This window comes from Pseudomonas sp. BRM28, from assembly GCF_002939405.1.
GTDB classification, from domain to species: domain Bacteria; phylum Pseudomonadota; class Gammaproteobacteria; order Pseudomonadales; family Pseudomonadaceae; genus Aquipseudomonas; species Aquipseudomonas palmensis.
Map to the genome: position 1 here is coordinate 86,891 of NZ_PEFV01000001.1, position 19,502 is coordinate 106,392.

20 protein-coding genes are annotated in these 19,502 nt (G+C 66.8%); 13 read left to right on the forward strand and 7 right to left on the reverse strand.

All coding sequences use genetic code 11. The annotated features are described in order from the left end of the window. The first annotated feature begins 99 nt into the window (after positions 1-99). Both trpB and trpA read left to right on the forward strand, forming a co-directional pair. Positions 100-1,317, forward strand: a complete 1,218-nt coding sequence (trpB, locus tag CR917_RS00425; RefSeq protein WP_043862258.1) for a tryptophan synthase subunit beta — start codon at positions 100-102, stop codon at positions 1,315-1,317. Then, positions 1,314-2,126 (forward strand): tryptophan synthase subunit alpha, encoded by an 813-nt coding sequence (trpA, locus tag CR917_RS00430; RefSeq protein WP_104571746.1) that lies wholly within the window; start codon positions 1,314-1,316, stop codon positions 2,124-2,126. The genes trpB and trpA overlap by 4 nt, the downstream gene beginning before the upstream one ends. Positions 2,127-2,219: 93 nt before the next feature. Here trpA and CR917_RS00435 read toward each other — a convergent pair whose 3' ends face one another. Further along, complete coding sequence (locus tag CR917_RS00435) at positions 2,220-2,555, reverse strand: DOPA 4,5-dioxygenase family protein (protein ID WP_043862256.1); 336 nt, start codon at positions 2,553-2,555, stop codon at positions 2,220-2,222. A gap of 78 nt (positions 2,556-2,633) precedes the next feature. Between CR917_RS00435 and CR917_RS00440 the strand changes: the two genes are divergently transcribed. Together CR917_RS00440 and CR917_RS00445 are read left to right on the forward strand one after the other, a co-directional pair. After that, positions 2,634-3,155: an NAD(P)H-binding protein gene (locus tag CR917_RS00440; RefSeq protein WP_058541986.1), complete on the forward strand. Its 522-nt coding sequence runs from the start codon at positions 2,634-2,636 to the stop codon at positions 3,153-3,155. A gap of 60 nt (positions 3,156-3,215) precedes the next feature. Continuing rightward, complete coding sequence (locus tag CR917_RS00445) at positions 3,216-4,784, forward strand: SulP family inorganic anion transporter (protein ID WP_104571747.1); 1,569 nt, start codon at positions 3,216-3,218, stop codon at positions 4,782-4,784. A gap of 69 nt (positions 4,785-4,853) precedes the next feature. Here CR917_RS00445 and aroE read toward each other — a convergent pair whose 3' ends face one another. Continuing rightward, the gene (gene aroE, locus CR917_RS00450; protein WP_043862253.1) at positions 4,854-5,681 is read right to left on the reverse strand and encodes a shikimate dehydrogenase; all 828 of its coding nucleotides are present in this window, start codon (positions 5,679-5,681) and stop codon (positions 4,854-4,856) included. Between the two features lie 52 nt (positions 5,682-5,733). Then, the gene (gene hemF / locus CR917_RS00455) at positions 5,734-6,660 is read right to left on the reverse strand and encodes an oxygen-dependent coproporphyrinogen oxidase (protein ID WP_043862252.1); all 927 of its coding nucleotides are present in this window, start codon (positions 6,658-6,660) and stop codon (positions 5,734-5,736) included. A gap of 155 nt (positions 6,661-6,815) precedes the next feature. Here hemF and CR917_RS00460 point away from each other — a divergent pair, with 155 nt between their 5' ends. Then, the gene (locus CR917_RS00460) at positions 6,816-7,793 is read left to right on the forward strand and encodes an NADPH:quinone reductase (protein WP_054916045.1); all 978 of its coding nucleotides are present in this window, start codon (positions 6,816-6,818) and stop codon (positions 7,791-7,793) included. Positions 7,794-7,877: 84 nt separating this feature from the next. Here CR917_RS00460 and CR917_RS00465 read toward each other — a convergent pair whose 3' ends face one another. Together CR917_RS00465 and dprA are read right to left on the reverse strand one after the other, a co-directional pair. After that, positions 7,878-8,435, reverse strand: a complete 558-nt coding sequence (locus CR917_RS00465) for an L-threonylcarbamoyladenylate synthase (RefSeq protein WP_043862251.1) — start codon at positions 8,433-8,435, stop codon at positions 7,878-7,880. A 39-nt stretch (positions 8,436-8,474) separates the two neighbouring features. After that, the gene (gene dprA, locus CR917_RS00470) at positions 8,475-9,572 is read right to left on the reverse strand and encodes a DNA-processing protein DprA (protein WP_104571748.1); all 1,098 of its coding nucleotides are present in this window, start codon (positions 9,570-9,572) and stop codon (positions 8,475-8,477) included. Between the two features lie 209 nt (positions 9,573-9,781). Between dprA and def the strand changes: the two genes are divergently transcribed. The 5 genes from def to CR917_RS00495 are packed head-to-tail and all read left to right on the forward strand — an operon-like array spanning position 9,782 to position 14,302. Next, positions 9,782-10,288 carry a peptide deformylase gene (def, locus tag CR917_RS00475; RefSeq protein WP_043862249.1) on the forward strand — a complete coding sequence of 169 codons (507 nt, stop codon included), beginning with the start codon at positions 9,782-9,784 and terminating at the stop codon, positions 10,286-10,288. 57 nt (positions 10,289-10,345) lie between these two features. Beyond that, positions 10,346-11,278: a methionyl-tRNA formyltransferase gene (gene fmt / locus CR917_RS00480; RefSeq protein WP_104571749.1), complete on the forward strand. Its 933-nt coding sequence runs from the start codon at positions 10,346-10,348 to the stop codon at positions 11,276-11,278. Next, complete coding sequence (rsmB, locus tag CR917_RS00485; protein WP_104571750.1) at positions 11,275-12,588, forward strand: 16S rRNA (cytosine(967)-C(5))-methyltransferase RsmB; 1,314 nt, start codon at positions 11,275-11,277, stop codon at positions 12,586-12,588. Before fmt ends, rsmB begins: the two co-directional genes overlap by 4 nt. Before the next feature lie 19 nt (positions 12,589-12,607). Continuing rightward, the gene (trkA, locus tag CR917_RS00490) at positions 12,608-13,981 is read left to right on the forward strand and encodes a Trk system potassium transporter TrkA (RefSeq protein WP_043862246.1); all 1,374 of its coding nucleotides are present in this window, start codon (positions 12,608-12,610) and stop codon (positions 13,979-13,981) included. A 12-nt stretch (positions 13,982-13,993) separates the two neighbouring features. Next, positions 13,994-14,302, forward strand: a complete 309-nt coding sequence (locus tag CR917_RS00495; protein WP_088514199.1) for a tetratricopeptide repeat protein — start codon at positions 13,994-13,996, stop codon at positions 14,300-14,302. 81 nt (positions 14,303-14,383) lie between these two features. On the opposite strand, the gene CR917_RS00500 is transcribed toward CR917_RS00495, so the two are convergent. Both CR917_RS00500 and CR917_RS00505 read right to left on the reverse strand, forming a co-directional pair. Further along, complete coding sequence (locus CR917_RS00500; protein ID WP_104571751.1) at positions 14,384-15,271, reverse strand: lysophospholipid acyltransferase; 888 nt, start codon at positions 15,269-15,271, stop codon at positions 14,384-14,386. 39 nt (positions 15,272-15,310) lie between these two features. Next, entirely contained in the window at positions 15,311-15,862 is a 552-nt protein-coding gene (locus CR917_RS00505; protein WP_043862243.1) for a DNA-3-methyladenine glycosylase I, read from the reverse strand. Between the two features lie 81 nt (positions 15,863-15,943). Between CR917_RS00505 and glyQ the strand changes: the two genes are divergently transcribed. The 3 genes from glyQ to gmhB are packed head-to-tail and all read left to right on the forward strand — an operon-like array spanning position 15,944 to position 19,494. Next, on the forward strand, positions 15,944-16,897 hold the full coding sequence (gene glyQ / locus CR917_RS00510) for a glycine--tRNA ligase subunit alpha (protein WP_043862242.1): 954 nt from the start codon (positions 15,944-15,946) through the stop codon (positions 16,895-16,897). After that, entirely contained in the window at positions 16,894-18,948 is a 2,055-nt protein-coding gene (gene glyS / locus CR917_RS00515; protein WP_043862241.1) for a glycine--tRNA ligase subunit beta, read from the forward strand. The genes glyQ and glyS overlap by 4 nt, the downstream gene beginning before the upstream one ends. 3 nt (positions 18,949-18,951) lie before the next feature. Further along, positions 18,952-19,494: a D-glycero-beta-D-manno-heptose 1,7-bisphosphate 7-phosphatase gene (gene gmhB, locus CR917_RS00520; protein WP_104571752.1), complete on the forward strand. Its 543-nt coding sequence runs from the start codon at positions 18,952-18,954 to the stop codon at positions 19,492-19,494. The last annotated feature ends 8 nt before the right edge of the window (positions 19,495-19,502 follow it).

Here is a 19,502-nt window from a genome sequence, read left to right on the forward strand (position 1 = left end):
TTTCCTGACAGGTTGTGGCGATCTTATCGGTTTTCAGCGGCGCGTGTCGTGGGTAGAGTAGGCCCATTGCGACCTCATACCCACGCCCTGGAGCGACCCATGACCCAGACCAACTTCCGCAGCGGCCCCGATGCCAACGGCCTGTTTGGCGCATTCGGTGGCCGCTACGTGGCCGAAACCCTGATGCCGCTGGTGCTCGACCTGGCCCGCGAATACGAAGCGGCCAAGGCCGACCCCGAATTCAACGAGCAACTGGCGTACTTCCAGCGCGACTACATCGGCCGTCCTAACCCGCTGTACTTCGCCGAGCGCCTCACCGAACACTGCGGCGGGGCGAAGATCTTCTTCAAGCGCGAAGAGCTCAACCACACCGGCGCGCACAAGGTGAACAACTGCATCGGCCAGGTGCTGCTGGCCAAGCGCATGGGCAAGAAGCGCCTGATCGCCGAAACCGGCGCCGGCATGCACGGTGTGGCCACCGCCACCGTGGCCGCACGTTTCGGCCTGCCCTGCGTGATCTACATGGGCGCCACCGACATCGAGCGCCAGCAGGCCAACGTGTTCCGCATGAAGCTGCTGGGCGCCGAGATCGTGCCGGTCACCGCCGGCACCGGCACCCTCAAGGACGCCATGAACGAAGCGCTGCGCGACTGGGTGACCAACGTCGACGACACCTTCTACCTGATCGGCACCGTGGCCGGCCCGCACCCGTACCCGGCGATGGTGCGCGACTTCCAGTCGATCATCGGCAAGGAAACCCGCGAGCAGCTGCAGGCCAAGGAAGGACGCCTGCCCGACAGCCTGATCGCCTGCGTGGGTGGTGGCTCCAACGCCATGGGTCTGTTCCATGACTTCCTCGATGACGCCAGTGTGCAGATCATCGGCGTCGAGGCCGGCGGCCACGGGGTCGACACCGACAAGCACGCAGCGAGCCTCAACGGCGGCGTGCCCGGCGTGCTGCACGGCAACCGCACCTACCTGCTGCAGGACGCCGATGGCCAGATCACCGACGCCCACTCGATTTCCGCCGGCCTGGACTACCCCGGCATCGGCCCGGAGCACGCCTACCTGCACGAAGTGAAGCGCGTCGAGTACGTGAGCATCACCGACGACGAGGCGCTGGATGCGTTCCACGCCACCTGCCGTCTGGAAGGCATCATCCCGGCGCTGGAAACCTCCCACGCGCTGGCCGAAGCCATCAAGCGTGCGCCCACCCTGCCCAGGGACCACCTGATGGTGGTGTGCCTTTCGGGGCGTGGCGACAAGGACATGCAAACCGTAATGAGCCATATGGCCGCGCAGGAGAAGCAGGCATGAACCGTCTTGAACAACGTTTTGCCGACCTCAAGCGCGAGGGCCGCGCTGCCCTGGTGACCTTCGTGACCGCCGGTGACCCGGGCTACGACGCTTCGCTGGCGATCCTCAAGGGCCTGCCGGCTGCGGGTGCCGACGTGATCGAGCTGGGCATGCCGTTCACCGACCCGATGGCCGACGGCGTGGCCATCCAGCTGGCCACCCTGCGTGCGCTGGAGGCCGGGCAGACCCTGGCCAAAACCCTGCAGATGGTGCGCGAGTTCCGCACCGGCAATGCCACCACGCCGATCGTACTGATGGGTTACTACAACCCGATCCACCGCTTCGGCGTGGAGAAGTTCGTGGCCGAGGCCAGGGATGCGGGCGTGGACGGCCTGATCATCGTCGACCTGCCGCCGGAGCACGACGCCGAGCTGGCCACCCCGGCCCAGGCCGCGGGCATCGACTTCATCCGCCTGACCACCCCGACCACCGATGACGCGCGCCTGCCACGCGTGCTGGAGCGCAGTTCGGGCTTTGTGTACTACGTGTCGGTAGCCGGCGTGACCGGCGCAGGCTCGGCGACCAGCGATCAGGTAAGCGGCGCCATCGAGCGCCTGCGCCGCCACACCGACCTGCCGATCAGCGTGGGCTTCGGCATTCGCACGCCTGAACAGGCGGCAGCCATTGCGCGGCTGGCCGATGGTGTGGTCGTGGGTTCGGCGCTGGTGGACAAGGTGGCCAACGCCAGTACGGGCGAGCAGGCGGTAAGCGATGTGCTGGCGCTGTGTTCGGCGCTGGCCGAAGGTGTGCGCGGCGCGCGCAAAGGCTGATACCGCGTCGCCTCTTTCGCCGGCAAGGCCGGCTCCTACAGACACCGCAGTCCTGTAGGAGCCGGCCTTGCCGGCGAAAGCCTCACCGCCGCTTCAAGCCCCTTCGAACATCGAAAGATCCAGCGGCCGCACGGCCCCCATCCAGATCGCATGGTCCCGATGATCGGCCAACTCATCGCCGGTCAGCGGATGCAGAAACACCACCAGCCCCTTGCGGTACAACGCCAGCCACGGCAGCACCACGCCCACCATCTCCGGCCCGAATGCCAGCTGGCAGCTCCAGTCCGGGTGCGGCCCCACCGGTTTCTGATGCATGCGCCCCATGCTCACGCCAAACAGCGTGGCGGCTTCCTCGCACAGCGCCCGCGCCTGCTCCATCGTACCGGCGTCGTAATACACATGGGCGTGATACCCCTTTATCCGTTGCACGCTGCCTCCTGAATTCGACCGAACCCCCAGGTGCTCCCGCAGGTCCAAAGGCCATCAGGATACCCCCGGAGCGCTATCGTGAAAAACGCCGAAACACCTGTCTTCAAACTGATCCTGCTCGGCGGCCAGTGCACCCTGGGTGATGCGCTGGTAAGCGAACTGCTGCAGCGCCAGCACGAGGTGACCCTGATCCTCGACGACCTCAACCAGCCCCAGGCGCGCCCCGGCCTGCACGTCAAGAACGGCGGCCTGGCCAGCGCAGACCAGGCCGAACAGAGCATCGCCGGCGGCTCGGCCGTGGTGTGCCTGCTCGACGGCCTGGCGCCCGGCGACTTCTCGCGCCAGGGGCTGATGACCCAGGCCCTGCTCGCGGGCATGGCCCGCACGCCCCTGCGTCGCATCGTGCTGGTGGGCCAGTTTGGCGGCGGCGCGGCGCCGCTGGCGGAGTTGTTGCAGGCCGGTGGCCTGCGCTGGACGTTGGTCAACACGCCACTGAGCGAGCACCCGGACAGCCTGGCAGGCATCGCTGCGGGCATTGCCGACCTGCTGGACCTGAACCTGCATGTTGGCGAACAGGTGAATTTCATCGAGGCCCCCTGACTTGCACCGGGCCGCCATAGCCTGCACCCTGAGCCTTCACCGCACTGCATAGAGAGCTTCATGGCCTGGCTAGAGCGCCACCGTCTGTTTCCCTTTCTCGCCTCGTTGCCTCGGCAAACCCGTGCCAGCGTGCGGCGCGACCTGCTGGTGGGGCTCAGCGGGGCGATCCTGGCCCTGCCGCAGTCGATCGCCTATGCGCTGATCGCCGGCCTGCCCGCCGAGTACGGGCTGTACGCGGCCATCGTGCCGGTGCTGATCGCGTGCCTGTGGGGCTCGTCGTGGCACCTGATCTGCGGGCCCACCGCCGCCATCTCCATCGTGCTCTACGCCAGCATCAGCCCCGTGGCGGTGCCCGGCAGCGACGACTACATCCGCCTGATCCTGCTGCTGACCTTCCTGGCCGGGGTGTTCCAGTGGCTGCTGGGCATGCTGCGCTTCGGCGCGCTGGTGAATTTCGTCTCGCACTCGGTGGTGCTCGGCTTCACCCTCGGCGCTGCAGTGGTGATCGCCCTGGGCCAGGTGCCGAACCTGCTGGGGCTCGACCTCGCCAGCCAGGCCACCGCCCTCAGAACCCTGCAAGGCCTGCTGCAGCATGCCGGCGACATCGACTGGCCATCGCTGCTGGGGCTGGGCACCTTGCTGCTGGGGCTGTCGATCAAGCTCGCACGGCCGCGCTGGCCGGCGCTGTTGATCAGCCTTGCCGGCGCCAGCCTGCTGGTGTGGCTGTGGCCGGCACTGTTCGGCCATGTGGCGCTGGTGCCGGCGTTCATTGGCCGGCTGCCACCGCTGAGCCCGCTGCCGCTGCTGGACCTGGAGCTGATCCTGCGCCTGCTGCCCAGTGCCGTGGCGGTGGGCATGCTGGGGCTGGTCACCAGCCTGTCGATTGCGCGCTCGCTGTCGATCCGCTCCGAACAGCTGATCGACGCCAACCAGGAGATCCGCGCCCAGGGCCTGTCCAACCTGGGCGGTGCATGGTTCTCCGGCTACCTGTCGTCGGGCTCGTTCACCCGTTCCGGGCTCAGCTATGAGGCCGGGGCGCAGTCTCCGCTGGCGGGGGTGTTCTCGGCCCTGTGGGTGGCGCTGTTCGCCGTGGCGGGCGCCAGCCTGATCGCGCACATCCCGATCCCGGCGATGGCCGGCAGCATCCTGCTGATCTGCTGGGGGCTGGTGGATCACCGTGCGATTCGGGCGCTGTACCGGGTCAGCCGGCCGGAGTTTCTGGTGATGCTGCTGACCTGCGTCGCTACCTTGCTGCTGGAGCTGCAGACGGCGATTTATGCCGGGGTGCTGGCGTCGCTGTTCTTCTACCTCAAGCGCACTTCGCAGCCACGGGTACAGCAGTCGCGCGAAGGCGAGGCGGATGTGCTGCGGGTGTTCGGCTCGATCTTCTTCGGCGCCAGCCATTATCTGCAGGTGCGCCTGCAGCGGTGCCAGGCACCGGTGGTGGTGATCGATGCGCGGCAGATCAACTTCATCGATTACTCGGGGGTGGAGATGCTGCACCAGGAGGCGCGGCGGCTGCGCCGGCAGGGACGTCAGCTGGTGCTGCGGCGGGCGAGGGGGCAGGTGGTGGAGGAGTTGCAGAAGCTGGAAGGGGCGGCTGATTGCCCGGTCCAGTTTGAGGATTGAGTTGCGCCCTTCGCCGGCAAGGCCGGCGCCTACAGGGGCCGGCCTTGCCGGAGAAGGCAGCGCCGCGTTCTAGCCCCGCGCCAGCTGCCGGCGCAGCTCATCGAGCACCGGCCCGGTGTCCGGGCGCACCCCGCGCCAGATGAAGAACGCCTCCGCCGCCTGCTCAGCCAGCATTCCCAGCCCGTCCAGCACCTTGGCCGCCCCATGCTCGGTGGCCCAGCGACAGAACGGCGTGGGCTCCTTGGCGTACATCATGTCGTAGCACACGGTCACGCCCGGTTCGATCAGGCTCGCGGCAATCGGCGGCATCTCGCCGGCCAGGCTCGCCGAGGTGGCATTGATGATCAGGTCCACCGGCTCTTCCAGCCAGCTGAAGCCGCTGGCGGCCACCGGCCCCAGGTCGTCGAACTCGCGGGCCAGCTGCTCGGCCTTTTCTACCGTACGGTTGGCAATCACCAGCGACGCAGGCTCATGCGCCAGCAACGGCTCGAGCACCCCGCGCACCGCGCCGCCGGCCCCCAGCAGCAGGATGCGCTTGCCCTTGAGCTCGACCCCGGCATTCACCGTGAGGTCGCGCACCAGGCCGGCACCGTCGGTGTTGTCGCCCTGCAGGCTGCCGTCGGGCAGCCGGGTCAGCGTGTTCACCGCCCCGGCTCGCCAGGCGCGTGCGGTCAGGCCGTCACCCACCAGGCGGTAGGCTTCCTCCTTGAAGGGCACGGTGACGTTGGCGCCACTGCCCTGCTTGAAGAAGCCCAGCGCGCACATGCTGAAATCGTCCAGCGGCGCCAGCAGGGTGTTGTACTCCAGCTGCTGGCCGGTCTGGTCGGCGAACAGCCGGTGAATCAGCGGCGACTTGCTGTGGCCGATCGGGTTGCCGAATACAACGTACTGGTCCATGACGCGTTTCCTGAGTCCGCCCGGCGAATCGGGCACGTTATCCACAATGGGTTCAGTGAGCGGCCTTGTCCAGGCCCAGCCAGTCGCGGTCCTGCAGGAAGTACTCGGTCAGGCGTGCTTCTTCGCTGCCCGGCGCAGCCTTCCAGTCATAGCCCCAGCGCACCTGCGGCGGCAGCGACATCAGGATCGACTCGGTACGACCGCCCGATTGCAGGCCGAACAGGGTGCCACGGTCGTACACCAGGTTGAATTCCACGTAGCGCCCGCGGCGGAACTCCTGGAATTCACGCTGCTGGGCGGTGTACGGCTGCGCCTTGCGCCGTTGCACGATGGGCAGGTAGGCCTCGACGTAGGCATCGCCAATGGCGCGGATGAAGGCGAAGCAGGTGTCGAAGTCCCACTCGTTCAGGTCGTCGAAGAACAAGCCGCCGATGCCCCGCGGCTCGCCCCGGTGCTTGAGGTGGAAGTAGCGGTCGCACCAGGCCTTGTAGCGCGGGTACACATCGGCGCCGAACGGTGCGCAGGCCTGCTCGGCCACGCGGTGCCAGTGGATGCAGTCTTCTTCGTGGGCGTAGTAGGGCGTGAGGTCGAATCCGCCGCCGAACCACCATACCGCCTCTTCGCCTTCCTTCTCGGCAATGAAGAAGCGCACGTTGGCGTGGGAGGTCGGTACATGGGGGTTGTGCGGATGGATCACCAGCGACACCCCCAGCGCCTCGAAACCACGGCCAGCAAGTTCGGGGCGGTGCGCGCTGGCAGACGGCGGCAGGCCGCTGCCGAACACGTGCGAGAAGTTGACCCCGCCTTTTTCGATGACGTTGCCTTCGCCGATCACCCGCGTGCGCCCACCGCCACCGGCTTCGCGTACCCAGGCGTCCTCGACGAAGCGGGCGCCGCCGTCTTCGCTTTCCAGGGCGGCGCAAATCCGGTCTTGCAGGTCGAGCAGGTAGGCCTTCACGGCCTCGGTGCGGGTAGTCATCAGGTCACCTTGGAAACGGGCTAGGGCCGGGCCAGGCGGGGGCCGGCGCTGAATTCGGCGCGTAGCATACCACCGGCGGCAGGCCACCCGCAGTTGACGGCGATCAAGCAAAGGCGTCCGATAGGGGTTTTCCCGGATCCAGCAGGAGAGTGCAGATGGCCAAGCGTATCCAGTTCAGCCAGCATGGCGGCCCCGAGGTATTGACCCTGGTGGACTTCGAACCCGCCGCGCCCGGCCCGCAACAGGTCCGCGTGCGCAACCACGCCATTGGTCTGAACTTCATCGACACCTATTTCCGCAGCGGGCTGTACGCGCCGCCGGCACTGCCCTCGGGCCTGGGCACCGAAGCTGCCGGCGTGGTCGAGGCGGTGGGCGAGGGCGTGACGCGGATCAAGGTGGGCGATCGGGTGGCCTACGCTGGCGGTCCGCTGGGTGCCTACAGCGAGGTGCACACGCTGCCTGAAGCCAACCTGGTGAAGCTGCCCGAGAGCATCAGCTTCGAGCAGGCCGCCGCGGTGATGCTCAAGGGCCTGACCGTGCAGTACCTGCTGCGCCAGACCTACGCGCTGCAGGCCGGCCAGACGGTGCTGTTCCATGCCGCCGCCGGTGGGGTGGGTTCGCTGGCCTGCCAGTGGGCCAAGGCCCTGGGCGTGAAGCTGATCGGTACCGTGAGCTCGCCGGAGAAGGCGGCGCGGGCCAAGGCCCTGGGTGCATGGGAAACCATCGACTACAGCCGTGAAGACGTGGCGCAGCGCGTGCTGGAGCTGACCGGCGGCAAGAAGTGCCCGGTGGTGTACGACGGCGTGGGCCAGGACACCTGGCTGACCTCGCTGGACTGCCTGGCGCCGCGCGGGCTGATGGTGAGCTTCGGCAATGCGTCGGGCGCGGTGAGCGGAGTCAATCTGGGGATCCTGGCGCAGAAGGGCTCGCTGTATGTGACCCGGCCGACGCTGGCCAGCTATGCCAACAATGCCGAGAACACCCAGGCGATGGCCGACGAGCTGTTCGAAATGATCGCCAGCGGCAAGCTGGCTGTGGATATCCAGCAGCGCTATCCGCTGGCCGAGGCGGCCAAGGCTCAGGCAGAGCTGTCGGCGCGGCGGACGGTTGGGTCTACGGTACTGCTGCCCTGAATCGGCGCTGAATGCTTCGCCGGCAAGGCCCGCTCCTACAGACGTTGGCGCGCCTTTAGGAGCCGGCCTTGCCGGCGAATGGGGTCACCCCGCTCTGACGACCTGCCCCGTGGCCAGGTCGCGAATCACGCTCGGGTTGCGCCGCCCGCCCAGGCTGCCGCCCAGGATCACATCCAGCTGCCCGTGGAAGTACTGTTCCACACGCAGGCGCGAGCGCGCTGCCGGCCGGCCCTGCGGGTTGGCCGAGGTCGACACCAGCGGGCCCACCAGCGAACACAGGTCGCGCACCACCGGGTGGTCGCTGACCCGCAGCGCCACGGTGTCATGCACGCCGGTGATCCATTCCGGCAACATGCCCTGGTGCGGCACCAGCCAGGTATTGGGCCCCGGCCAGGTGCTGGCCATGCGGTCCAGCCACAGCTCGGGGAAGTCCTCGAACAAGAAGTCGAACTGGCGGATGTTGTCCGCAATCAGGATCAGCCCCTTGTTCACCGAGCGGGACTTGAGCGCCAGCAGGCGGTCCACCGCCTCCTCGTTCCACGGGTCACAGCCCAGGCCCCAGACCGCCTCGGTCGGATAGGCCAGTACCGCACCCGCCCGAATTTCCCGCGCGGCTTGTTGCACACGCCAACTGTTCACCATCGTTGTCACTCCGCGTTCAAAGGCTGGTACGCAGTGTACTTAGCCCGGCCGGGCAAACCAACGCCCCGCGTCACTGCACACACGCCCGTCCAGCTCCAGTTCGGTGAGCGTGGCCAGCACCTGGGGCAGGGCCTGACCGCTGGCCAGCGCCAGCGCCTCGGTGGTGTGCGGCGCCGCCAGCAGCAACCCCAGCAGCGGGTGCACCACCGGCTCGGGGGCGGCCGACGGAAGGTTCTGCCAGCCACGCAAACTTTCCAGAATCTGCTCTATGCTCTCCACCAGCATCGCGCCATCACGTATCAATTGATGGCAGCCCCTGGCCCCCGGATGGTAGATGGAGCCAGGAATCGCGTACACCTCGCGCCCCTGTTCGGCTGCCAGGCGCGCGGTGATCAGCGAACCGCTGGCCAGGCTGGCCTCCACCACCAGCACGCCGAGCGACAGCCCGCTGATGATGCGATTGCGCCGCGGGAAGTTGGCCGCCACCGGTCCGGCATCCAGCGGGAACTCCGAGACCACTGCGCTACCGCGCTCGGCCATGGCCTGCGCGAGGGCATGATGTCGCTGTGGATAAAGTTTTTGCAGGCCGGTGCCGAGCACGCCGATAGTGCGTCCGCCAGCATCCATTGCAGCCTGGTGAGCGGCACCGTCGACCCCCAGTGCCAGGCCGCTGGTAATCACGAAACCGGCCTGGGCCAGTTGCCTGGAAAACGCGGCCGCGGTGTCCAGGGCCGGGCGTGAAGCGCGCCGGCTGCCGACGATGGCCAGCTGCGGCTGCTCCAGAATCATCGGGTCGCCGGCAATGAACAGAAGGGGCGGGGCATCGCAAAGCTCGGCCAGCAAGCCAGGGTAGGTGGGGGCGTCCCACATCAGCAAATGCTGCCCGGGCCGCTCTAGCCAGGCCATTGCAGCCGCTGCGCCGGCGTAAGCCTCGGCACTGTGGCGGGCCGTTATGCTGGCCGGGCTGCGGCCCAGCGCCCGCCATTGTGTGGCGGGCGCATCAAGCGCGGCGGCCGCGCTGCCAAAGGCTTCCAGCAGCAGGCCAAAGCCCTTTGGCCCGATATCGGGAAGGCGGTGCAGGCGCAGACGTGCCTCGAGTTCAACCGGCGAGCACGCCGCAACAGGCGGGAGGGGCATCGGATCATCCTTGATCGAAGGCGGGTCAGCCACGCGTGAAAACCTGTGGATAACTCTGTTGATAATAGTTTGACAACTCGCCGCCCGGTGCGGGCCGCCAGTCGCCTTCAAAACCCTAGCCGACCTTGAGAAGGGTGCCGAACGCGCCGAATACCTTTATTATGTGCATTCATGTTTGCAACCCATCGCACAGTGCAGCTCATACGCTTATGGCCATCTTGAACATCCTCGAATTCCCGGACCCGCGCCTGCGCACCATCGCCAAACCGGTGACGGAAGTGGACGACAGCATCCGTCAGTTGATCGATGACATGTTTGAAACCATGTACGAAGCCCCTGGCATCGGCCTGGCCGCCACCCAGATCAACGTGCACAAGCGCGTGGTGGTCATGGACCTGAGCGAAGACCGCAGCGAACCGCGGGTCTTCATCAACCCCGAGCTGGAAATGCTCACCGACGACATGGACCAGTATCAGGAAGGCTGCCTGTCGGTACCCGGCTTCTACGAGAACGTCGACCGCCCGGTGAAGGTCAGGGTCAAGGCCCTGGATCGCGACGGCAAGCCCTTCGAACTGATCGCCGAAGGCCTGCTGGCCGTGTGCATCCAGCACGAATGCGACCACCTCAACGGCAAGCTGTTCGTCGACTACCTGTCGAACCTCAAGCGCGACCGCATCAAGAAGAAACTGGAAAAGCAGCACCGCCAGAACGCTTGATCCCTCATTCCAGAAGGCTTGCTCCGGCAAGCCTTTTTCTTTTTAAGCGAGAACTGCATGCGCATCGTCTTCGCGGGCACCCCCGAGTTTGCCGCCGAACACCTCAAGGCCCTGCTGGCCGGCCCCCATGAAATCGTCGCGGTCTACACCCAGCCAGACCGCCCGGCCGGCCGTGGCCAGAAGCTGATGCCCAGCCCGGTCAAGCAGCTGGCTGTGGATAACGCCATCCCGGTGCTGCAACCGCCGACGCTGCGCAGCCCCGAGGCGCAGGCCGAGCTGGCCGCACTCAAGCCCGACCTGATGGTGGTGGTGGCCTACGGCCTGATCCTGCCCCAGGCGGTGCTGGATATTCCGCGCCTGGGCTGCATCAACAGCCACGCCTCGTTGCTGCCACGCTGGCGCGGCGCCGCGCCGATCCAGCGCGCGGTGCAGGCCGGCGACGCCGAAAGCGGCGTGACGGTCATGCGCATGGAGGCCGGCCTGGACACCGGGCCGATGCTGCTCAAGGTCAGCACCCCGATCAGCGCCAGCGACACCGGCGGCAGCCTGCACGATCGCCTGGCCGAACTGGGCCCGCCCGCGGTGCTGCAGGCCATCGACGGCCTGGGCGCGGGCACCCTGCACGGCGAAGTGCAGGACGACGCCCTGGCCACGTATGCCCACAAGCTGAACAAGGACGAGGCGCGTCTGGACTGGTCGCGCCCCGCCAAGGAACTGGAGCGCCTGATCCGCGCCTTCAACCCGTGGCCGATCTGCCACAGCACCCTGGGCGGCGAAGCCCTCAAGGTGCTGGGTGCGCGCCTGGCCGATGGCAAGGGCGCGCCGGGCGAGATCCTGTCTGCCAGCAAGGACGGCCTGATCGTGGCCTGCGGCGAGCAGGCGCTGTGCCTGACCCGCCTGCAACTGCCCGGCGGCAAGGCGCTGAACTTCAGCGACCTGTACAACAGCCGCCGCGAAAAATTCGCCAGCGGCACGGTGCTGGGCCAATGAACCCGCGTCTGGCCGCCGCCCGCGCCCTGGCCGCCGTGCTCAGCGGCAAGGCCTCGCTCAACAGTTCGCTGCCCGCCCAGCTGGACAAGGTCGAGGCCCGCGATCGCGGCCTCACCCAGGACCTGGCCTTCGGTACCGCACGCTGGCAGCCACGCCTGTCGGCACTGGCCGAGCGCCTGCTGCAAAAGCCGTTCAAGGCCGCCGACAAGGATGTCGAGGCGTTGCTGCTGGTGGGCCTCTACCAGCTGCTGTACACCCGCGTGCCGGCCCACGCCGCCATCGGCGAAACGGTCGGGTGCGCCGACAAGCTGAAAAAGCCCTGGGCCAAGGCCCTGCTCAATGCCGTGCTGCGCCGCGCCCAGCGCGAGAGCAGCGAGATGCTTGCCAAACTCGAACGCGACCCGGTGGTGCGCACCGCGCACCCGCGCTGGCTGCAGAAGTCGCTCAAGGCGTTCTGGCCCGAGCAGTGGGAAGCCATCTGCGCCGCCAACAATGCCCACCCGCCGATGATCCTGCGGGTCAACCGCCGCCACCACAGCCGCGATGCCTACCTGGGCCTGCTGCGCGAAGCCGGCATCGATGCCGCGCCGTGCACGTACAGCCGTGACGGTATCCTGCTCGCCGAGGCCTGCGACGTGCGCGGTTTGCCGGGCTTCGAACAGGGCTGGATCAGCGTGCAGGACGAAGCCGCGCAGCTGGCCGCCGACCTGCTCGACCTGGCGCCCGGCCAGCGCGTGCTCGACGCCTGCTGCGCCCCCGGCGGCAAGACCTGCCACCTGCTCGAGGCGCATGCCGGGCTGGAGGCGGTGGTGGCCATCGACCTGGAAGCCAAGCGCCTGACCCGCGTGCGTGAAAACCTCGACCGCCTGGGCCTGGAGGCCCAGTTGATCGCCTGCGATGCCCGCGACACCGCCAGCTGGTGGGACGGCAAGACCTTCCAGCGCATCCTGCTGGACGCTCCCTGCTCGGCCACCGGTGTGATCCGTCGCCACCCGGACATCAAGCTGACCCGCCAGGCCGATGACATCGCTGCCCTGGCCAGCCTGCAGGGCGAGCTGCTCGACGCGCTGTGGCCAACCCTCGAAGTGGGCGGCATCCTGCTCTACGCCACCTGCTCGACCCTGCCGACCGAGAACACCGAAGTGATCGAGGCGTTCCTGGCCCGCACGCCGGGCGCGCGCGAGCTGGACCTGGCCACCGAGGCCGGCATCCGCCAGCCCCATGGCCGGCAGCTGCTGGCGCAGGAAGGCGGCCACGATGGCTTCTACTATGCCAAGCTGATCAAGATCGCCGCCGTTCGCGGACACTAACCAGCACAAGGGAGAGCGGATGAAGATCATCATCCTGGGCGCGGGGCAGGTCGGCGGCACGCTGGCCGAGCACCTGGCCAGCGAAGCCAACGACATCACCGTGGTCGACACCGATGGCGACCGCCTGCGCGATCTGGGCGATCGCCTCGACATCCGCACCGTGCAGGGCCGCGCCTCGCTGCCGACGGTGCTGCGCCAGGCCGGTGCGGATGATGCCGACATGCTGGTGGCGGTGACCAACAGCGACGAGACCAACATGGTCGCCTGCCAGGTGGCCTACACCCTGTTCCACACCCCGACCAAGATTGCCCGGGTTCGCGAGTCGGCCTACCTGACCCGCAGCGGCCTGTTCAACAACGAGGCGATCCCGGTCGACGTGCTGATCAGCCCCGAACAGGTGGTCACCCACTACATCAAGCGCCTGATCGAGCACCCCGGCGCCCTGCAGGTGATCGACTTCGCCGAGGGCAAGGTCCAGCTGGTGGCGGTCAAGGCCTACTACGGCGGCCCGCTGGTGGGCCAGCAGCTGCGCCAGATCCGCGAGCACATGCCCAACGTGGACACCCGCGTGGCGGCGATCTTCCGTCGCGACCGGCCGATCAAGCCACAGGGCGACACGGTGATCGAGGCCGACGACGAGGTGTTCTTCATCGCCGCCAAGAACCACATCCGCGCAGTGATGGGCGAGCTGCGCCGCATCGACGAAACCAACAAGCGCGTGGTGATCGCCGGCGGCGGGCAGATCGGCGAACGCCTGGCCGAGGCCATCGAGAGCCGCTACCAGGTCAAGATCATCGAGATGAACGCGGCCCGTTGCCGCTACCTGTCCGACACCCTCGACAGCACGGTGGTGCTGCAGGGCAGCGCCTCGGACCGCGACCTGATGCTGGAAGAGAACATCGCCGACGCCGACATCTTCCTGGCCCTGACCAACGATGACGAAGCCAACATCATGTCCTCGCTGCTGGCCAAGCGCCTGGGCGCGAAGAAGGTGATGACCATCATCAACAACCCGGCCTATGTCGACCTGGTGCAGGGCGGCGAGATCGACATCGCCATCAGCCCGCAGCAGGCCACCATCGGCACCTTGCTGGCCCACGTACGCCGCGGCGACATCGTCAGCGTGCACTCGCTGCGCCGTGGCGCGGCCGAAGCCATCGAGGCCATTGCCCACGGCGATTCGAAGTCGAGCAAGGTGATCGGCAAGGCCATCGAGGACATCGCGCTGCCGCCGGGCACCACCATCGGTGCGATCATCCGCGACGAGCAGGTGCTGATCGCCCACGACGACACGGTGATCGAGTCCGGCGACCACGTGATCCTGTTCGTTGTGGATAAAAAGTACATCCGCGACGTGGAGAAGCTGTTCCACGTGGGCCTGAGCTTCTTCTAGGGAGAAACCGGAATGCGCGAATCACTGGAAAAGATGCTGGCCAAGGGTGTGGATAACTCGCTGCTGCGCTTCGGCCTGGGCAAGGCCTGGCTGGATGAGGGCAACGGCGCAGAGGCCGCGCTGCACCTGCGCCGCTGCGTGGAGTTCGACCCCAAGTACTCGGCGGCGTGGAAGCTGCTGGGCAAGGCGTATCAGGTGCAGGGCGACGTGGCCGGCGCGCGCCAGGCCTGGACCGAAGGGCTGGCTGCAGCGCAGGCGCATGGGGACAAGCAGGCGGAGAAGGAGATGACGGTGTTTCTCAGGAAGCTCGACAAGGCCTGAGCGCGCGTCGCTTCATTCGCCGGCAAGGCCGGCTCCTACGCAAATCGCCTGTAGGAGCCGGCCTTGCCGGCGAAGGGGCGCTCAGTACCAGCGCGTCTCGCCCGGCGGGCGCTTCTTGAAGCGCTTCATGCTCCACATGTACTGGCTTGGATACGTGCGCACATAACGCTCCACCACCTTGCTCATGGCCGCCGCCGAGGTCTCCACGTCGGTGCTGTACATCGCATCCGGCGCCGCTTCCAGGATCACCTTGAAGCCCGAACCGTCCGGCAGGCGCAACGCATGCAGGAACACCCCCACCGCCTTGCCACCGGCCAGCATGTTCGGCACGAACTTGCTGGTCAGTGCCTTGGTGGCAAAGAACGGCACGAACACCCCCGCCGATTCCGCCGGCTCCGGGTCGGCCGGAATGCCCACCTGGCCGCCCTTGCGCACTTCCTTGATGATGCTGAGGATGCCTTCCTTGGTCGACGCCGCCACGCGGTTGCCCAGTTGCACGCGCTGTTCGCGCAGCAGGTCATCCACCGCCTTGAGCTTGGGCGGACGGTAGAAGATGATCGGCTTGCACTGGCTGCAATAGAAGTGGTTGAGCACTTCCCAGTTGCCCAGGTGGCTGGTGATGCCCACCACGCCCTTGCCCGACGCCAGTGCCTCGTGCAGCACCTCCAGGCCCTCGACCTCGCGCACCAGGTCGATGGAGCGCTGCGCCGGCCAGATCCACGCACAGGCGCTTTCGGTGAACGACTTGCCGATATCCATCAGCGTGCGGCCCACAAGGCGCTCGCGTCCGGCCGGGTCCATCTCGGGGAAACACTTGGCCAGGTTGATGCGCACCACGTTGCGCGAGCTGTTGGGCACCTTCCACATGATCCAGCCGATGGCCGCGCCAACCCGCTGCACCGCGCCCCAGGGCAACTTGGCAAACAATCGCAACGCCCCGACCATCAAGGCGCCCTTGAACTTATCCACAGGCAGGTTCCTCCTTCTGCAAGCCGCGCATTGTAACCGTCAGCGGCGCAGGGCGGCGTAACGATCGCAATCGGTGGTGTGATCCATGACCATGCCAGTGGCCTGCATGAAGGCATAGCAGATGGTCGGCCCGACAAAGGTGAAGCCGGCCTTCTTCAGGGCCTTGCTCATGGCCGTGGCCTCATCGGTCACCGCCGGCACCTCGTTGCGCTGGCTGAAATGATTGATTTTCGGCACCCCGCCGACGAACGACCAGAGCCACTGCGCCGGCTCGTCCAGCGCCAGCCAGGCCCTGGCGTTGCGCCGCGCGGCGTTGAGCTTGAGGCGGTTGCGGATGATGCCGGGGTCGAGCATGCGCTCCTCGATCTCGGCATCGGTCATCTGCGCCAGGCGCTGCGGGTCGAAGCCGAACAGCACCTCACGGTAGCGCTCGCGCTTCTTCAGCACCGTGATCCACGACAACCCGGCCTGAAAGCCTTCGAGCAGCAGCATTTCGAACAGCGCGCCGGGCTCGCGCTGGGGCGTGCCCCACTCGCTGTCGTGGTAGGCCTGGTACAACGGATCATCGGTACACCAAAAGCAGCGTGGCATAAGGCTCCAAGGGTAGAGGCGGGGGCGAATCGGGTTATACTCCCGCTCTTTATATTCGCAGCCCTGGAAAAGGTGAATTTCGTGAGCCAGCCTACGCCAGCCGTGCGTACCTTCCAAGACCTGATCCTCGCCCTGCAGCAGTACTGGGCCGAGCAAGGTTGTGTGGTACTTCAGCCCTACGATATGGAAGTAGGCGCCGGCACTTTTCATACCGCCACCTTCCTGCGCGCCATCGGCCCGGAAACCTGGAACGCCGCTTATGTGCAGCCCAGTCGTCGCCCGACTGACGGCCGCTACGGCGAAAACCCCAACCGCCTGCAGCACTACTATCAGTTCCAGGTGGTCCTGAAGCCGAACCCGGACAACTTCCAGGAACTGTACCTGGGCTCGCTCAAGCACGTGGGCCTGGACCCGCTGGTGCACGACATCCGCTTCGTCGAAGACAACTGGGAGTCGCCGACCCTGGGCGCCTGGGGCCTGGGCTGGGAAGTCTGGCTCAACGGTATGGAAGTGACCCAGTTCACCTACTTCCAGCAGGCCGGCGGCATCGAGTGCTACCCAGTCACCGGCGAGATCACCTACGGTCTGGAGCGCCTGGCCATGTACCTGCAGGGCGTGGACTCGGTCTACGACCTGGTATGGGCCGACGGCCCGTTCGGCAAGGTGACCTACGGCGACGTGTTCCACCAGAACGAGGTGGAGCAGTCCACCTACAACTTCGAGCACGCCAACGTCGACAAGCTGTTCGAACTGTTCGACTTCTACGAGAGCGAGGCCAAGCGCCTGATCGAACTGGACCAGCCGCTGCCGCTGCCAAGCTATGAAATGGTGCTCAAGGCCTCGCACACCTTCAACCTGCTGGATGCACGCCGCGCCATCTCGGTGACCGCGCGTCAGCAGTACATCCTGCGCGTGCGCACCCTGGCGCGTGCCGTGGCCCAGGCCTACCTGCTGGCCCGTGCCAAGCTGGGCTTCCCGATGGCGACCCCGGACCTGCGTGACGAAGTATTGGCCAAGCTGGAGGCTGCACAATGAGTGCTCAAGATTTCCTGGTAGAACTGGGCACCGAAGAGCTGCCACCCAAGGCCCTGAACACCCTGGCCGAAGCCTTCCTGGCCGGCATCGACAAGGGCCTGCAAGCGGCCGGCCTGAGCTTCGAGAGCAAGACCGTGTACGCCGCGCCACGTCGCCTGGCGGTGCTGATCACCGCCCTGGCCACCCAGCAGCCGGACCGCAGCGTCAACCTCGACGGCCCGCCACGCCAGGCCGCGTTCGACGCCGACGGCAACCCGACCCAGGCCGCCCTGGGTTTTGCCAAGAAGTGCGGCGTGGACCTCAGTGAAATCGACCAGAGCGGGCCGAAGCTGCGCTACAGCCAGAACATCGTCGGCAAGCCGACCGCCAGCCTGCTGCCGACCATCGTCGAAGACTCGCTCAACGACCTGCCGATTCCCAAGCGCATGCGCTGGGGTGCACGCAAGGAAGAGTTCGTGCGTCCGACCCAGTGGCTGGTGATGCTGCTCGGTGACCAGGTCATCGATTGCACCATCCTCGCCCAGAAGGCCGGCCGCGACTCGCGTGGCCACCGCTTCCACCACCCTGAAGCCGTGCGCATCACCTCGCCTGCCAACTACCTGGCCGACCTGCGCGCCGCCTATGTGCTGGCAGACGCCAACGAGCGCCGCGAGCTGATCAGCAAACGCACCGCCGAACTGGCCACCCTGCAGGAAGGCACCGCGATCGTGCCGCCGGCCCTGCTCGACGAAGTGACCGCGCTGGTCGAATGGCCGGTGCCGCTGGTGTGCTCGTTCGAGGAGCGTTTCCTCGAGGTGCCGCAGGAAGCCCTGATCACCACCATGCAGGACAACCAGAAGTACTTCTGCCTGCTGGACGTGGACGGCAAGCTGCTGCCGCGCTTCATCACCGTGGCCAACATCGAGAGCCGCGATCCGAAGCAGATCATCGAAGGCAACGAGAAGGTCGTGCGCCCGCGCCTGACCGACGCCGAGTTCTTCTTCAAGCAGGACAAGAAGCAGAAGCTCGAAAGCTTCAACGAGCGCCTGCAGAACGTGGTGTTCCAGGCACAGCTGGGCAGCGTGTTCGACAAGGCCGAGCGCGTGGCCAAGCTGGCTGCGTTCATTGCCCAGCGCATCGGCGGCGACGCCCAGCGCGCGGCGCGTGCCGGCCTGCTGTCCAAGTGCGACCTGGCCACCGAGATGGTTGGCGAGTTCCCTGAAATGCAGGGCGTTGCCGGCTACTACTACGCCCTCAACGACGGCGAGCCCGAAGACGTCGCCCTGGCCCTGAACGAGCAGTACATGCCGCGCGGTGCCGGTGCCGAACTGCCCTCGACCCTGACCGGTGCGGCCGTGGCCATCGCCGACAAGCTCGACACCCTGGTCGGCATCTTCGGCATCGGCATGCTGCCAACCGGCAGCAAGGACCCCTATGCCCTGCGCCGCGCCGCCCTGGGCGTGCTGCGTATCCTGATCGAGAAGCAGCTGGACCTGGACCTGAACGAGGCGGTGAACGTCGCCGTCGCCCAGTTCGGTGCCAAGGTCAAGGCTGCCGGCCTGAGCGAGCAGGTGCTGGAATTCGTCTTCGACCGCCTGCGTGCGCGTTACGAAGATGAAGGCATCGACGTGGCCACCTACCTCTCGGTACGTGCGCTCAAGCCAGGCTCGGCACTGGACTTCGACCAGCGCGTGCAAGCCGTGCAGGCGTTCCGCAAGCTGCCGGAAGCCGCAGCCCTGGCTGCGGTGAACAAGCGTGTGTCCAACCTGCTGAGCAAGGCCGAAGGTTCGGTGGCTACCTCGGTAGAGCCCAAGTACTTCGACAACGCCAACGAGTTCTCGCTGTACTCGGCCATTCAACAGGCCGATCAGGCGGTACAACCGATGGCCGCTGCGCGTCAGTACAGCGAGTCGCTGGCGCGCCTGGCCGCGCTGCGCGAGCCGGTGGATGCGTTCTTCGAGGCGGTGATGGTCAACGCCGACGACGCCAACGTGCGAGCCAACCGTTATGCCCTGCTCAGCCGCCTGCGCGGCCTGTTCCTGGGCGTGGCCGACATCTCGCTGCTGGGGTAGGACGTGAAGCTGCTGATTCTCGATCGGGACGGGGTGATCAACCAGGACTCCGACGCCTACATCAAGTCGCTGGACGAGTGGATTCCCATCCCGGGTTCGATCGAGGCCATTGCGCAGCTGAGCAAGGCCGGCTGGACGGTGGCGGTGGCCACCAACCAGTCGGGCATCGCCCGTGGCTATTACAGCCTGGCCACCCTCCACGCCATGCACGCGCGCCTGTGCGAGCTGGTGGCGGAGCAGGGCGGCGAGGTGGGCCTGATCGTCTATTGCCCGCATGGCCCGGACGACGGCTGCGATTGCCGCAAGCCCAGGCCGGGCATGCTGCGCACCATTGCCAACCATTACGCGGTCGACCTGGCCGGGGTGTGGTTCGTGGGTGACAGCAAGGGTGACCTGGAAGCCGCGCGCGCCGTCGATGCACAACCGGTTCTGGTAATGACCGGCAAAGGCGAGCAGACCCTGAGCAAGGGCGTGCCCGAGGCAACGCTGATTTTCGATGACCTGGCGTCGATCGCCAGTGCACTTATCCACACACAGGCGGGTTAGCCCGCAAC